This is a genomic window from Nonomuraea thailandensis (assembly GCF_024172165.1).
GTDB classification, from domain to species: Bacteria; Actinomycetota; Actinomycetes; order Streptosporangiales; family Streptosporangiaceae; genus Nonomuraea; species Nonomuraea thailandensis.
In genome coordinates, this window is record NZ_JAMZEB010000002.1 from 5,049,927 (window position 1) to 5,065,184 (window position 15,258).

Genomic DNA, 15,258 nt, shown 5'->3' on the forward strand with positions numbered 1-15,258 from the left:
ATGTTGTACGGCCGGGCGGCGGAGCAAGCCGTGATCGACCAGTTGCTGCTCGACACCTTCGAGAGCCGTCCCCGCGCGCTGGTCGTACGCGGCGAGGCGGGCGTCGGCAAGTCGGCCCTGCTCGACTACGCCGCGACGAACGCCAACGCTCAGGTTCTGCGGGTGACAGGCGCGGAGTCGGAGGCCGAGCTCCCGTTCGCCGCACTGCACCTGCTGCTCCGCCCGGCTCTGGATCGGGTGAGCGTGCTGCCGCCGCAGCAGGCCGAGGCGCTGCTCGGCGCGCTCGGCCTGGGCGGCACCACCCGGGGCGACCGCTTCCTCGTCGGGCTGGCCACGCTCAGCCTGCTCGTGGAGCTGTCGGCGCAGGGGCCGCTGGTCTGCCTGGTGGACGACGCGCAGTGGCTGGACGGCGAGTCGGCCGACGCGCTGCTGTTCGCCACGCGCCGCCTGCACGCCGAGCCCGTCGCCGCGCTGTTCGCCGCCCGCACCGGCGCCCGCCTCCCCGCCGGCGGCCTGCCGGAGCTCCACCTGGGGAACCTCGACCCCGAAGCCGCCCGTCAGCTTCTCGCCGAGCACGCGGGGACACTGCCGCCCGCGGTACGCGAGCAGGTGGTGGCCGAGGCCCAGGGCAATCCCCTCGCCCTCCTCGAACTGCCGCGCATGCTCAGCCCCGGAGCGACGGGCCCGCTGCCCTTCTGCCTGGGAAACGCCACACCGGTGACCAACCGGGTGCTCGCCGGTTTCCGTGACCGCATCGCCGCGCTGCCCGACAGGACCCGCTCCTGCCTGCTGGTGGCCGCACTCAACGACCGGGGCGAGCTGGGCGCGCTCGCCCACGCGCTGGGCCTGCTCGGCGCCTCGCTCGACGACGCCGCCCCGGCCGAGTGGGCGGGCCTGATCCGGATCACCCCGGAAGGTGTCGCCTTCCACCACCCCCTGGTGCGGGCCGCGGTGTTGCTGGCCACCGACATCGCCGCGCGGATGGCCGCGCACCGGGCCCTGGCCGAGGCGGTCGACGACGACCGGCGGGCCTGGCATCTGGCCGCCGTCACGCTGCGCTCCGACGAGCAGGTGGCCATGGAGATGGAACGGCTGGCGGTGCGCGCGCAGCGGCGCGGTGGCCAGGCCGCGGTGTCGGCGGCCTACGCGCGTGCCGCCGAACTGTCGGCCGGCGCCGCCGACGCGGCACGCCGGTACACGCGGGCCGCGTCGGCGGCGGCCGAGGTCGGGCTGGGGCAGCGTGCCGCCGAATTGGTCGCCCAGGCGCTGCGCAGGGCCGAACCGGGGGCGCCGGCCGGGCCCGTCATGGCCGAGCTGACCGTGGTCCGGGCGCGGCTGGCCGTCGAGGCGGGCCGCCCCCTGGAGGCCGCGCGGTTGCTGATGGAAGGCGCCCAGGCAGGCACGGACCACCTCACCCGGCTGTCGCTGCTCAGCATGGCCGGCTTCTACACCTGGACCAGCGCCGCGCACCCCGACCAGATGGACCTGACGCGCCGGATCGCGGAGCTGACCCCGACCGGCGAGGGGGTGGCCGCGGTGGTGAAGGCGATCAACCAGGACTTCCGTACGATCCTGGAGGGCGGCACCTCGGTGGCCGCCACCCGCGCGGCCAGGGTCGAGCGGGTGCCGTTCGACCTGCGCCTGATCGTCGCCTTCCAAGCCATCATTCCCGCCGACCGCGAGGGGATGCTCGACGCCGCGGCCGAGATGGTCCGGGAGTGCCGGGCGGAGGGACGTCTGGGGCGGATGCCGCAGGCGTTGACCGTTCTGGCCATCGCCCAGCTGATGGACGGCAGGCACCCGGCCGCCCGGCACACGGCGGCCGAAGGGCAGGCCCTGGCCGCGGACGTGGGCCAGCCGGTGTGGCGCAGCTATCTGGCGGGCGTGCACGCCTGGCTGTCGGCGGTCGCCGGCGCGGAGGAGGAGTACACGGCGCTGGCCGCCGAGGCCTTCCGGCACGCCGAGGCCCGGAGATGGATGCCCAGCCGTTGCTGGGCCGAGTACGCCGGGGCGCTGCTCGATCTGGGCCGGGGCCGCTACGAGGCGGTGCTCGACCACATGGACCGGGCGATGGCGGGCCCCTCCCGTCACGCCTTCATCTGGCGTTACGCCTGGCCCGACTACGTCGAGGCGGCCGTCAGGGCGGGCACCCCAGAGCGGGCGCGGGAGGTGTTGCGCCGGCATGCGGACTGGACGGAGGCCACGGAGCAGCCGGGCCCCCTGGCGGTCCAGCACCGGGCCAGGGCGCTGATGGCCGCGGAAGACCGCGCCGAGCAGGAGTACAAGCGTGCGCTGGAGCTGCACCTGCAGCACGAGCAGCCCTTCGACCAGGCGCGCACGCGGCTGGTGTACGGGGAGTGGCTGCGGCGGCACCAGCGGCGCAGCGAGGCGCGGGTCCACCTGGAGGCCGCCATGCAGGCCTTCGACCGCCTGGGCGCCGCGCCGTGGTCCGCCCGCGCGGCCAGTGAGCTGCGCGCGGCCGGCGTGTCCGTCCCCAGCGGCGGTGCGGACGACCTGATGGCCACGCTCACCCCGCAGGAGCTCCAGGTCGTCCGGCTGGCGGTCACAGGAGCGTCCAACCGCGAGATCGCCGCCCAGCTCTTCCTGAGCCCGCGCACGGTGGCCTCCCACCTGTACAAGGCCTTTCCCAAGCTGGGCGTCGCCTCCCGGGCCGAGCTGGCCAGGCTGGTCACACCCGGCGGTAGATGATCGGCTGCGCGGCGACGCCGTTCGCCTTGAAGTTGGCCAGCACGAACCTGCGGAAGGTGGGCCGGAGGATCAGGCTGGGCAGGAACGTGCCCAGGGCAGGCCAGCTCGCGTGGTTGATGAGCCCGTAGTCGGCGGGCTCGCCCTCCAGCGGCCGCATCAGCGCGGAGTTGGGCAGCGCCGTCTTGGTCTGGAACCAGCCGGCGGTGTACTCCCACACCTTCAGCAGGGTTTCGCGGTCGTCGGCGTAGAAGTAGTTGAACAGGAAGTAGTGGTCCTGGCCGTGGTCCACGTCGCCGAGCCGTCCGGCGTTGCTCGCGACGACCTCGTGCGTACGGCGGGCGGACGCGCGCAGCGTCCCGGCGAGCTCCTCGTACGCCGCGCTGCCGCGCACCGCGAGCGCCTCCTCCACGGACGCGGTGCGGATCAGCACGACGACGTCGTGGCGCGCGGGCTTGATGCCCCTGGCGGCCAGCAGCTCGTCGCCCTCGCCGGGGGTGCGGAACACGGCGCGGAACACGTCGGCCTCGCGGGCCTTCACGTTCGCGGCCAGGGCCTTGAGGCGGGCCGCCAGCCGGGCGGGAGGGGAGGGGAAGTGGCCGCGCCAGGTGCCGGCCTCGCCGGCCAGCACGACGAAACCGTCGCCGGTCGTGGGCAGGAGGCGGGCCTTGACGGCCAGGTGATCGTTGATCAGTTTCATGCCGGCGACGGTAGCTCGCGCCCGGCGCCGGCCGCTTCCGTCATCGCACTGAGGTCACTACCGTACTCAGGTTGATCACTTCCTGCCCCTGGGCGCCGGAGAGGGTGATCGACAGCTCCCATACGCCGTCCATGGTGAACAGGTCCTTCTCCGCGACGAAGCGGCCGGCCCCGGCCGGTACGGTGCCGACCGGCGGCAGCGCATGGCCCATGGCGGGCATGACCGCGGCCAGCGTGACCGTTTCCGCCTCGCCCGAGGTCACCCGTACCTCGACGGGATCGGCGGGCAGCACGGTGACGCTGTACCGCTCACCCGCGGCCCGCATCGGTTCCGCACCACCGCCGGACCAGCGCGCCGTGACGGCGAACAGCACGCCCGCCACCAGCAGGCAGAGGCCCGCGTACTTCATCGATCCACCTCCATGGTGAAGGGCCGGGTCACCAGCCGGTCTCCGGTGACGTACTGGGCCCAGGCCTGGTAGCGGCCGGGATCGGGCAGGGTGAGCGTGAAGCGCAGCGCGGCGGCCCCGTGCGCGTGAGCCAGGTACGCTCCGTCCTCGCTCCTGACGATCAGGTGGCCGGGCATGCCCAGCCACGGCTGGAGCGGCCCCTCCACTCCGATCTCGACGGTCACCGGGCTCCCGGCGACCGGCTCCGCCGGGGTGATCCGGGGCGTCGCAGTCTCCTGGGGCGCAGTCTCCTGGGGCGCGGTCTCCTGGGGCGCGGTCTCCTGGGGCTCGGCCTCGGGGCGGGCCGGGCCGGCGACGGCGAAGGCTCCGGAGACGAGCTGCCCGCCCGACTCCTGCCGCTCGATCTCGGCATGGGCGAGGTAGCGGCCGGGGCTCGGGAGGCGCAGCCGTACCGACAGCACGCCCGGCGCGGTCCGCAACGGGTGCACGTGCCGGAAGACGGCGCCGTCCTGGCTGGTGATCACCACATGCGCCGGGGCCTCGTGGTGGACGGCGAGGTCGTCCACCGGCCGCCCGGTCGCGCCGTCGGTCAGCCGCAGGGTCAGGGTGAACTCCGCGCCCGTTGCGGGCCGGGCCGGCAGCGTCGAGAACCGCCCCTGCACGTACGGCCGGCCGGCCTCGGTGACGGGCGCGGCGCCCTCGGGCGGGGCGGGCGGCAGGTACGGCGTCAGCAGCATCACGGCGACCGCGACCGCTCCGGCCGCGCTCGCGCCGCCCACCAGGAGCCTGGACCTGCTGCCGGCGAGCACGCCGCCGACCACCAGCAGCCCGGCCACCAGGAAGGCGCCGTCCATCACCATGGTCCAGGGAGCGGCGGCGGGCACCAGCACCCGGAACGGGATCACCGATGCCTCCCCGCCGGCCCGGACCCGCAGTTCGTACGGCCCGGCCTGCCTGACAGGCAACGCGGCGGGCCCCTGCCCGACCCGCGCGGAACCGGCCGACCTGCTCCCGTCGGCCAGCGATCGCAGCTCCAGCCCGAGTTGCAGCCCCGTGGACCGGACGGCGTGCGCGCTCACCAGCAGCGGCGCCGGAACCGACGAGACGCCCGCGATGACGAGCGTGACCTCGCCCGCCGCGAACGTCTGCGTCACCCGCAGCTCCGCACCGGACTCGACGACATGCGCCCGAGCCGGGACGGCCGCCCACAGCACCAGCAGGAACGCGGCAGCCAGGACCCGGATCACGCCGCCGCCCGGTCATCGATCGGCTTCATGCCGCAAGACGCTAGTCCGGGGACCGTGCGTAGCGCCTCCGTCGCGTGACTGGTGTGATCGCGCGGCGAACATCAGTCACGCGACGGAGGCGGGCGTCATCGCGATCTTCGTAGGGTGCGGGCCATGACCCAACGACCTGAACCCTATTCGGCGGCCGTCATGGCGATCCTGGCCGTGGCCTTCTGCGCCTGGGCCCTGCTCACGCTCCCCCTTCAGGGCGCGATGATCCTCGTCGTGGCCAGCGTCCTCGGCTGGAGCGGCTGGATGGCCTTCAGTTACGTCCGCCCGGTGAAGTCCAGGAAGGTGATCGCCGTCTACCTGTGCGCGGTGGGCTTCCAGCTCATCCACATGGCCGAGGAGTACACCGGCGGCTTCCCCCACGAGATCGTCCAGCTGTTCGACTCGCCACGCGACTGGCCGGAGCGGGAGTTCCTGCTCGTCTTCGTCTTCGGTTTCGGCTCCCTCTACTTCTTCGCCGGAGCGGGCGCGCTCTACCGGATTCGCGTGGCCAACTTCTTCCTGTGGTGGTACGCCCTGGGCGCAGGCCTGCTCAACGGCGTCGCCCACTTCGTCTTCCCGATCATCAAGGGCGGCTACTTCCCCGGTCTCTACACCGCCGGCGGCCACCTCATCATGAGCACCCTGCTCATCTACTTCCTCGTCAAGGAGAACCGTCAGCTGAAGGCCGAGGACCAAGCGCCTCAGCCGCTGGCGGTCAGGTAGTGCGGAGAGGAGCACACCATGTCGAAGAACGCGCTGGTGACCGGCGCCTCCACCGGAATCGGCCGGGCCACCGCCCTGCTGCTGGCCCGTGAGGGCTTCACCGTCTACGCAGGGGTGCGCAAGGACGCCGACGGCCGGGCGCTCGGCCCCACCGTCACCCCGATCAAGCTCGACGTCACCGACGCCGGTCAGATCGCCGACGCCGCACAGCGGCTCGGCCGCCTCGACGCCCTGGTCAACAACGCCGGCATCGGCGTCACCGGTCCCCTCGAATGCGTCCCGCTGGACGCGTTGCGCCGGCAGTACGAGGTCAACGTGTTCGGCCAGGTCGCCGTCACCCAGGCGATGTTGCCGATGTTGCGCGCCTCGCACGGGCGGGTGGTCACGGTCGGCTCGGTCGGAAGCTGGATCACCCTGCCCTTCGGCGGTCCGCTCTGCTCCTCCAAGCACGCCATCCGCTCACTCAACGACGCCCTGCGCATGGAGCTCAAGCCGTACGGGGTGGCGGCCGTCCTCATCGAACCCGGCTCCATCCACACCGACGCCGTCGACAAGCTCGAAGACGAAGTCGAACCCCGCCTGGCCTCACTCGGCGAGGAAGGGCGGCGCCTGTACGGCCAGGCGTACCGCACCATGACCAGCGCCGGCCTCAAGGAAGAGCGCACCGGATCCAGCCCCGACGTCGTCGCCCGCGCCGTCCTGCACGCCCTCACCGCGCGCAGGCCGCGCTCCCGCTACCCCGTCGGCAAGAAGTCCCGCCTGATGAGCACCATGGGGCGCATCGTCCCCCAGTACACCCTCGACGCCGTACGCCTGCGCGCGCTCGGCCTGTCCTGAACGGAGTCCGTCACCATGCCCCAGCTCTCCGGCGCCGAGGCCCTCGTCGCGCTCGACCCCGTCTTCGCCCAGTGCGCCGTGGGCGCGGGCCACAACCTCTGGGGCCTGCCCCACCTGACCATGCGAGAGAAGGCGTTCATCTGCCTCACCGCCGACCTGTGCCACCCTCACCTCGGCCTGCCCCTGGCCATGCACCTGCAGATGGCCCAGGATCACGGGGCCGGCTCCGAGGCGATCCGCGAGCTCTACCGGCACCTGGCGCCCTATGTCGGCTACCCGATCGTGGTCACCGCGTTCCAGCGCTTGACCGAGCTCGGCCTGCCGGAGGCGCAGGACGACAAGCCCGTCGAGCCGACGCCGCTGGCCGGGCCGCTCGCGCGAGCCGTACACGCCCTGGAGGATCTGGACCCGGGCTTGGCCGCCTTCACCGAGGACCAACTAGCCCAGCGCTGGGCGCGCCCGCACCTCAGCGTCCGTGAGCGGGCCATCGCCTGCCTGGTGGCGGACGTCTTCCACCAGACGCTCGGAGAATCCCTGCGCCTGCACGCCGAGCTCGCCCGATCGGCCGGCGCCACCGAGGACACCCTGCGCGACCTGCTCCGCGGCATCGGTGAATTCGGCCTGCCGAGAGCCTGGGCCGCCGCCCGGGCCCTGAACCTCTAGACGAGGCGCCGGCTCCACCGATCCCGAGCGCGACGCGCCGATCATCATGAACCACTGAACCGGCCTCGTCCACGGCCAGGACATCGCCATCCCGCCCGTCCGGTCCCTCGACATGCCGCCACAGGCCGCGGCGGCCGCGACCGACCGGGCGCTGACCATGCGCTGGCCGCCACCTCTGCACACCACGCGGAAGGTGGCCGGGCTCCGGCTGGCCGCCACCGCCCTGCCCCTGCTCTCCGGCGACGGGGCCGCCGTCCTGACCGGACGGCTGTGACGGCCCTGTGGCACCGCCACGCGCCTCGGGGTGCCCGCGTAACCGGCCGCGGCACTGCCGATCTCGGTGGCGGCGGTCTCGGTGCAAGCGGCCGCGCGGTGCCGGGCATGAGGCGTGCGCGCGGGGGAAGACGAGCAGGACGCCCGGCTCTCTCGATCGACTTTCGGTCCTTACTTGGGCTCGGGTACAGAAGGTCTTAACGGCGATGAAGTGCTGAAACCCTGGTCATAAAAGTTGGATTCGAGTTTACTTTTAGTCCCGAGACCAACCAGAGATAGGGTAGATCATGAACCGGCGCAATCTGCGACAAGAGAGCCCGGCCGAGATCGCGATCATCGGGATCGCCTGCCGGTATCCAGGAATCCACGGCCCCGGGCAGTTCTGGCGCTCCCTTCTGGACGCCGACGACACGATCGGCGACGACGCCCCCCGGCCCGGGCGGCGCCCCGGCCCGCAGGGCGGGCGGCTGGACGCCATCGACGAGTTCGACGCGGCCTTCTTCGACATGTCCCCGCGCGAGGCCCAGCAGGCCGACCCGCAGCTCCGGCTCTTCCTGGAGACCGCCTGGGAGGCCATCGAGGACGCCGGCGTCCTGCCGGAGCGGCTCGCGGGCAGCCGCACCGGCGTGTTCGTCGGGCAGGCCACCTCCAACTACTGGGAGCTGCTCTGCCGCAGCACCGATCCCGACATCTACAGCCTGGTGGGCAGCGAGTTCCGGGCGTCGCTGCCCGGGCGGGCCTCCTTCCACCTCGACCTGCGCGGGCCGAGCATGTCCGTCGACACGGCCTGCTCGGCGTCCCTGGCCGCCGTCCACCTCGCCTGCCAGAGCATCCGGGCGGGCGAGTCGGTGCTGGCGCTGGCCGGCGGGGTCAATCTGGCGCTGCTGCCGTACGAGGAGGACGCCTTCTCCGGCGCCGGCATGCTGGCCTCCGACCGGCGCTGCAAGTTCGGCGACGCGGGGGCCGACGGGTTCGTCCGGTCCGAGGGCGTCGGCGTGGTCGTGCTCAAGCCGCTGGCGGACGCGGAGGCCGACGGCGACCGGGTGTACGCGGTCGTCCGCGGCAGCTCGGCCACCAACGACGGGCGCAGCAACGGCCTGCTCATGACGCCCAGCCAGGTCGGCCAGGAGCAGATGCTCCGCCACGCCCTGGACGACGCCGGCGTGCGGCCGGAGCAGGTCGACTACGTCGAGGCGCACGGGACGGGGACGCCCGTGGGCGACCAGGTGGAGCTGACCGCCCTCGGCAACGTCCTCGGCACGGCCCGCCCGCCCGGCCGGCCGTGCTTCGTGGGCTCGGTCAAGTCGAACATCGGCCACACCGAGGCCGCCGCCGGGGTCGCCGGGCTGATCAAGGCCGCCCTGTGCCTGCACCACCGCGTCGTGCCGCCCACGCTGCACGTGCGCGAGCCGAACCCGTCTCTGGCCTGGGACTCCTCGGCGCTCGAACTGCCCACCCGGACCCGGCCGCTGACGGGCGCCGCGCCACGGGTGGCGGGGGTCAGCTCGTTCGGGATCACCGGCACGAACGTGCACGTGGTGCTGGCGGAGCACGTGCCCGACGAGCAGGCGGGAGACCGCGGGCCGGCGCCCGCGCCCGCGGGCGGGCGCCATCTGCTGACCCTGTCGGCGCGCTCCCCCGAGACCCTCCGGGCCGCCGCCTCGCGGGCCGCCGACTTCCTCTTACCCGGTGGCATGGGGCGCGGCCTCACCCTCACCGACATCTGCTACACCGCGGCCCGGCGCCGCAAGCACCACGAGCACCGCCTGGTGGCGACCGGATCCACCCACGAGGACCTGGCCGCGGCCCTGCTCGCCCACGCCGAGGACGGCCCGGTCCACGCCGGGGACGCCGTCGCGGGCGAGGCGATGGCCGGCGAGCCGCCTCGCGTCGTCTACGTCTTCCCAGGCCAGGGCTCCCAGTGGACCGGGATGGCCCGCGACCTGCTGTCCGGCTCGCCGGTGTTCCGCGCGGCCCTGCGCGAGTGCTCCGACGCCGTGGCGGAAGAGCGGGGCTGGTCGGTGCTGGACCGGCTGTCCGGCGACGCCCCGCTCCCGGACCGCGCCCGGGACGTCCAGCCCATCCTGTGGGCCGTGCAGGTGGCGCTCGCCGCGCTGTGGCGCTCGGCCGGGGTCGAGCCCGCCCTGCTGATCGGCCACAGCATGGGCGAGGTGGCCGCGGCCTGCGTGGCGGGCAGCCTCAGCGTGCCGGACGCGGCAGCCGTCATCTGCCGCCGCAGCGCCCTGGCCGAACGGCTCAGCGGGCGCGGCGCGATGCTGACGACCGGCCTGACGCAGGAGCAGGCCGAGGACGTGGTCACCGGCTTCGCGGACCGGGTGGCCGTGGCCGCGCTCAACGGCCCGTCCAGCACGGTGCTGTCCGGGGACCGGGCGGCGCTGGCGGAGATCGCGGCCCGGCTCGACCGCGGGGGCGTGTTCCAGCGCGAGGTCGCGGTGGACTTCGCCTCGCACAGCCCGCAGGTGGACGAGCTGGCCCGCGACCTGGCCCAAGCCCTGGACGGCCTGCGCCCGACGGCCGGGGACGTCCCCGTGTGGTCCACGGTGCTGGACCGGCTCGCGGACGACGGCTCGTTCGACGCCGCCTACTGGGTGCGCAACCTGCGTGATCCGGTGCGCTTCGCGTCCGCGATCGAGCGGGTGGCCAAGGAGCGGCCGGTGGTGTTCGTCGAGATCAGCCCGCACCCGATCCTGGCCGGCGCGATGCGGGACTGCCTGCGCCACCACGGGCTGCCCGGCACGGCGGTGCCCTCGCTGCGGCGCGGGCGGGCGTCGTGGGAGCAGGTGCTGGAGTCGCTGGCCGCCGTCCACGTGGCCGGGGGCACGGTGGACTGGGCCCGGCTGTATCCGGCGGGACGGCCGGTCGGCCTGCCGGGTTACCCGTGGCAGCACGAGAGCTTCTGGTTCGGCGCGCCCGCCCACTCACCAGCCGCTCCCCCAGCCGGTCCCCCAGCCGATCACGCCGCCGATCACGCCGCCGGTCCCCCGGCCGCCCCCTCCCCGGCGGCTCCCGAGGCGCCCGATGAGCTGGCCGCGTGGGTGGTGGCGCAGATCGCGGGCGAGCTGTCCCTGCCCGCCGACCGGCTGGAGCCCCGCCGCTGCCTGTCCTCGGCCGGCCTGGACTCCTTGATGGCCGCCCGGCTGACCGCGCGCCTCCGCGCGGCCACGGGAGGACGGATCACCCCCGGTCTGCTCCTGGCCGACCGGCCGCTCGGTGAGGTGCTGGACACCATCGAACTGTTGGCCCGGGAGGCCCGCTAGTGTAGACTCCAGTCTACGAATTTACTGCGGACCATCGAGGTGGACCCACGCGATGACACCTCATCACAGCACGGGACGGCGCGAGCGCAACAGGGAGGCGATGCGGGCGCGGGTGTACGAGGCCGCCATCTCGCTCTTCGCCGAGAAGGGCTACGTCGCGACCTCCTTCGACGAGATCGCCGACAGGGCCGACGTCGCCCGCGCCACCGTCTTCAACTACTTCAAGCGCAAGGACGAGTTCCTGCTGGCCTGGGGTGACGAGCGGCGCCGCCGGCTCGGGGCCATGCTGATCCAGGAGAGCTCGCGCGAGAGCGGTGTCCTCGACCAGCTCACCCGCTGCATGAACAGGCTCGGCGAGGTCACCACCGACGAGCGCCGGGTCACCAGCGAGCTGCTGCTGGCCTGGGTGCGCACGGGCGCGCCGGTGCTGGAGGAGCCCTACACCTCGTTCATCTTCGCGCAGATCATCACCGACGGCAAAGCGCGCGGCGAGGTGCGCCCCGACGTCGACCCGATCGCCGTGGGCCACCTGCTGCGCGACACCTACCTCGGCACGCTCTACCGCTGGGTGGGCGAGGGGCCGGCGCCGTTCTCGCTGGCGCAGTCGCTGACGTCGTCGCTGGGCCTGATCTTCGACGGCATACTCGCCCACGACGTGACACTGTCGCCCTAGACATGGTCTTGAGTCTCAAGTTAGACTTGAGTCTATAACTGTACCGCTGATGGGATGACACCATGAGCCTCAGCGAGCCGAACGACCGGGCAGCGCCCGGAGCACCGCGCCGCGTGAGGGGCGGCTGGTCCCCCGAGCCGCGACGCGCGACGGAGGTCGAAGTCCTCCTCGTCGACGCCCACCCCGCCTTCCGCGACGGTCTGCGCGTGGCCCTGGAGTCCGCCGGGATCGCCCGCGTCGTCGGGGAGACCTGCGACGGCACGAGCGCGGTGCACCTGGCCGCGGCCGTGCGACCCGACGTCGTCCTCATCGACGTCACGCTCGACGGCGGCTCCGGCATCGACGCCACCCGCCGCATGACCAGCCAGCCGCACGCGCCCCGCGTCCTGGTGATCTCCGCGGTGTACGACGACGACGTCGTCATCGGGGCCCTGCGCGCCGGCGCCAAGGGGTTCATCGACAAGGCCGTCTCGCGCGATGAGCTGCTGCACGGCATCCACCTGGTGGTGCACGGCGGAGCGGCCTTCAGCCCCAAGGTGGCCGACCGGCTGCCCGCCTACTTCTCGGCCCTGCAGGAGGTGCCCGGCCGGGTGGCCTTCCCCGAGCTCACCGACCGCGAGACGCAGATCCTCGAACTGCTCGCCAGCGGGTACGACAACCGCAGCATCTCGCGGCGCCTCGTCCTGGCCGAGAAGACGATCCGCAACCACATCACGCGGATTTTCACCAAATTGGACGCCCCCGACAGAATGACCGCCGCATTGCGCGCCAGAAACGCCGGAATCGGCCTGGAGCGCGTTTCCTGATTCCTTTTCCCGTGACCGGTTCCGGCTCCGCCGGGACCGGCTGCACCCATGCCCGCAGGGCCTGTTCGATAAGGGACTCAACAGGGACATCGCTCCCAAGAGTCCGGGACGTCCGGCCGCCTAGTGTCGGAAACGTCGGCGCAGAAATTCCGATGTATGGGAGGCAGGATGCGTGACGACGTTCTGACCCGCGACCCGAGGCGACCGGCCGCTCCCGGCGGAAAAGGCCCGCTGGCCCCCGGCGCCCAGGTCTGGCACAATTTCGCGCTCTCGGCCGGCCGGCCGGCGTTCTTCCGGTCCTCCAAGGGGGCCCGCGTGTTCGCCGAGGACGGCACCGGCCTGCTCGACCTGTACGGCGGCAGCGGCACCATCATCCTCGGCCACGGCAACCAGGCGCAGATCGAGGCCGTGAGCTCGGTCCTCGGCAGCGGCGCCACCGTGAGCCTGCGTCACCCGCTGGAGCCGCGGCTGGCCGCCCGCGTGGTCGAGCTGTGCCCCGAGGCCGAGTACGCCGCCTTCTTCAAGACCGGCTCGGAGGCCGTGCACGCCGCCATCACCGCCTGCATCCGGGCGACCGGGCGGCGCAAGGTGCTCACCACGACCTATCACGGCTGGCTGCTGCCGCTCGGCTACCTCAAGCCGGAGCGCCGCTCGGCCGCCGAGCGGACCTCGGCGCGGGAGTCGTCCGGCAACGCCTCCGGCGTCGACGTCGTCGACCTCGACTGGCAGTCGCCGGACCTGGTCAAGCAGGTGCGCGAGGCCGCCCGCGGCGCGGCCTGCGTCCTCATCACCCCGAACGCGCTCACCCCCGCCCCGGAGGTCGTGCGCGAGGTGGTGCGGGCGGCTCGCGACGCCGGCGCGCTCGTCGTGTTCGACGAGGTGAAGGCCGGGTTCCGCTACGCCTACCCGAACGTGACGGCGGTGTGGGACCTGGTGCCGGACCTGCGGGTGCTGAGCAAGGCCATGGGCAACGGCTTCCCGATCGCGGCGCTGGCCGGCGGCGAGCTGCTGGCCTCGGAGTCCACCTTCAGCCTGTTCAGCACCTACGCCTCGGAGTTCGTCTCGATGGCGGCGGCCACTGCCTGCCTGGACGAGCTGGCCGGCGGCGGTTACGACGCCTTCGCCGCGGCCTCGTCCGCGCTGCATGACGGGCTGAGCGAGATCGGCCCGCGCTACGGCGTCGCGGTCCGCGGCATTCCGACCTTCTTCCGGCTGGAGCTGCCCGGCACCGTGCACCCGGACGAGTTGTGCCGGGCGCTCTACGACCGCGGCGTGCTCTACCACCCGCTGGACGAGGTGCTGGCCAGCGCGGCGTGGGGCTCCGCGGAGGTCGAGCAGGCGCTGGCCGCCTTCTCCGGCGCCCTCGACGAGACGATCCTGGGGTGAGCGGCATGGGCTGCAGGACCTACGACTACGTGATCGTCGGCGCCGGGGCGGCCGGCGCGGTGCTGGCCGCCCGCCTCAGCGAGGACCCCTCGTGCGAGGTGGTGCTGCTGGAGGCCGGGCCGGACTACCCCAGCACCGACCACCTGCCGTGGGAGCTGCGGCGCAGCTACGGCGTGGGGCACGTCGTCCAGGGCTACGACACCCACGACTGGAACCTCCGGGCGCGGGTGACCGAGCACGCCACCATCCCCATGCCGCGCGGCAAGGTGGTCGGCGGGTCGAGCACCACCAACGGCCAGGTCTTCCTGCGTCCCGAGGCGGGTGACCTGGACTCGTGGAACCTGCCCGAGTGGACCTTCGAGCGGGCGCTGCCGTACTACCGGATGCTGGAGAGCGACCAGGACTTCGCCGGCCCCTACCACGGGACGGACGGCCCGATCGCGGTGCGCCGCTTCCCGCGCCACACCTGGACGCCGGACCAGGAGGCGTTCTACGAGGTCAGCCGCTCCTTCGGCCATCCGGTCTGCGACGACCACAACCGGCCGGGCTCCACCGGCGTCGGCCCGACCCCGCTGAACGACGCGGGCGGGCTGCGGAGCAGCACGCTGACCGGTTACCTCAACCCGGCCCGCGGCCGTCCCAACCTGACGGTCGCCCCCGGCGCGCTGGCCTGCCGGGTGGTCCTCGACGGCGGGCGCGCGACCGGCGTGGTCGTCGAGACCGGCTGCCGGACGGAGACCGTGCGCGGCCGGGAGGTCATCCTGTGCGCCGGCGCCATCGGCTCGCCGCACCTGCTCATGCTCTCGGGCGTCGGGCCCGCCGAGCGGCTGCGCCGGGCCGGCCTGCCGGTGGTCGCGGACGTGCCCGGCGTGGGCCGCAACCTGCGCGACCACATGACGACGGAGCTGATCTGGCCGCTGCGCCAGGACTTCCGGGCCGACGGCCTCCACCACCCCCACCAGGTGCTGCTGCGGCACACGTCCTCCGGGTCCGCGCCGGTCAACGACATGATCGTGTACGCGGCGGCGCGGTGGAACGAGCGCACGTTCGCGATGCGGCCGACGGTGAACCTGGCCGTCAGCCAGGGCGAGCTCATGCCGGCCTCGGCCGACCCGCACGACCCGCCCGTCCTCGACTTCCGCTACTTCTCCGCCCCGTCCGACCTGGAGCGGCAGAGGGAGGGCGTCCGGATGTGCGCCGCGATGGCGCGCGAGCCGGAGTTCGACAAGCTGATCGACGCGCGCGCCACGCCCGCCGAGGACGTCCTGGGCTCCGACGCCGCGCTCGACCGCTGGATCCTGCGCAACGCGGCCACCGGCTACCACGCGTCCAGCACCTGCCGGATGGGCCCGGCCGGGGACGCGGCGAGCGTGGTGGACGAGTGCGGCCGGGTGCACGGGGTAGAGGCGCTGCGGGTGCTCGACGCGTCGATCCTGCCCGACAACGTCCGGGCGAACCTGCACGCAACCGTGATCATGATTGCGGAACGGTCCGTGGCGCTGATCCGCGAGTCGAAGTGAGGAGCGG

Annotated in this window: 13 protein-coding genes; 10 read left to right on the forward strand and 3 right to left on the reverse strand. The window is 73.3% G+C overall.

Going from position 1 to position 15,258, the window contains the following annotated elements; genetic code table 11:
- Window positions 1-2,709 carry an ATP-binding protein gene (locus tag HD597_RS26830; protein WP_253745527.1) on the forward strand — a complete coding sequence of 903 codons (2,709 nt, stop codon included), beginning with the start codon at window positions 1-3 and terminating at the stop codon, window positions 2,707-2,709.
- On the opposite strand, the gene HD597_RS26835 is transcribed toward HD597_RS26830, so the two are convergent.
- Genes HD597_RS26835 through HD597_RS26845 form a run of 3 tightly spaced genes read right to left on the reverse strand, consistent with a single transcriptional unit; the run spans window position 2,690 to window position 5,062 of the window.
- Entirely contained in the window at window positions 2,690-3,406 is a 717-nt protein-coding gene (locus HD597_RS26835; RefSeq protein ID WP_253745528.1) for a hypothetical protein, read from the reverse strand. The genes HD597_RS26830 and HD597_RS26835 overlap by 20 nt on opposite strands.
- Before the next feature lie 40 nt (window positions 3,407-3,446).
- Entirely contained in the window at window positions 3,447-3,815 is a 369-nt protein-coding gene (locus HD597_RS26840) for a FixH family protein (protein WP_253745530.1), read from the reverse strand.
- Window positions 3,812-5,062, reverse strand: coding sequence for a DUF8832 domain-containing protein (locus HD597_RS26845; protein ID WP_253745532.1), 1,251 nt, complete (start codon window positions 5,060-5,062; stop codon window positions 3,812-3,814). The genes HD597_RS26840 and HD597_RS26845 overlap by 4 nt, the downstream gene beginning before the upstream one ends.
- A gap of 153 nt (window positions 5,063-5,215) precedes the next feature.
- Between HD597_RS26845 and HD597_RS26850 the strand changes: the two genes are divergently transcribed.
- The 9 genes from HD597_RS26850 (at window position 5,216) to HD597_RS26890 (ending at window position 15,251) form a co-directional block, all read left to right on the forward strand.
- Window positions 5,216-5,815: an HXXEE domain-containing protein gene (locus tag HD597_RS26850; RefSeq protein WP_253745534.1), complete on the forward strand. Its 600-nt coding sequence runs from the start codon at window positions 5,216-5,218 to the stop codon at window positions 5,813-5,815.
- An 18-nt stretch (window positions 5,816-5,833) separates the two neighbouring features.
- Window positions 5,834-6,652: an SDR family oxidoreductase gene (locus tag HD597_RS26855; protein WP_253745535.1), complete on the forward strand. Its 819-nt coding sequence runs from the start codon at window positions 5,834-5,836 to the stop codon at window positions 6,650-6,652.
- Between the two features lie 15 nt (window positions 6,653-6,667).
- Entirely contained in the window at window positions 6,668-7,315 is a 648-nt protein-coding gene (locus tag HD597_RS26860) for a carboxymuconolactone decarboxylase family protein (RefSeq protein WP_253745540.1), read from the forward strand.
- A gap of 112 nt (window positions 7,316-7,427) precedes the next feature.
- On the forward strand, window positions 7,428-7,589 hold the full coding sequence (locus HD597_RS26865; RefSeq protein WP_253745541.1) for a hypothetical protein: 162 nt from the start codon (window positions 7,428-7,430) through the stop codon (window positions 7,587-7,589).
- 286 nt (window positions 7,590-7,875) lie between these two features.
- Window positions 7,876-10,866 carry a type I polyketide synthase gene (locus tag HD597_RS26870; protein ID WP_253745546.1) on the forward strand — a complete coding sequence of 997 codons (2,991 nt, stop codon included), beginning with the start codon at window positions 7,876-7,878 and terminating at the stop codon, window positions 10,864-10,866.
- A gap of 52 nt (window positions 10,867-10,918) precedes the next feature.
- Window positions 10,919-11,539, forward strand: coding sequence for a TetR/AcrR family transcriptional regulator (locus tag HD597_RS26875; RefSeq protein WP_253745547.1), 621 nt, complete (start codon window positions 10,919-10,921; stop codon window positions 11,537-11,539).
- 62 nt (window positions 11,540-11,601) lie between these two features.
- Window positions 11,602-12,345 carry a response regulator gene (locus tag HD597_RS26880; RefSeq protein ID WP_253745549.1) on the forward strand — a complete coding sequence of 248 codons (744 nt, stop codon included), beginning with the start codon at window positions 11,602-11,604 and terminating at the stop codon, window positions 12,343-12,345.
- Window positions 12,346-12,513: 168 nt separating this feature from the next.
- Window positions 12,514-13,731 carry an aminotransferase class III-fold pyridoxal phosphate-dependent enzyme gene (locus HD597_RS26885; RefSeq protein WP_253745551.1) on the forward strand — a complete coding sequence of 406 codons (1,218 nt, stop codon included), beginning with the start codon at window positions 12,514-12,516 and terminating at the stop codon, window positions 13,729-13,731.
- A 5-nt stretch (window positions 13,732-13,736) separates the two neighbouring features.
- The gene (locus HD597_RS26890) at window positions 13,737-15,251 is read left to right on the forward strand and encodes a GMC family oxidoreductase (protein WP_253745552.1); all 1,515 of its coding nucleotides are present in this window, start codon (window positions 13,737-13,739) and stop codon (window positions 15,249-15,251) included.
- Window positions 15,252-15,258: the final 7 nt, after the last annotated feature.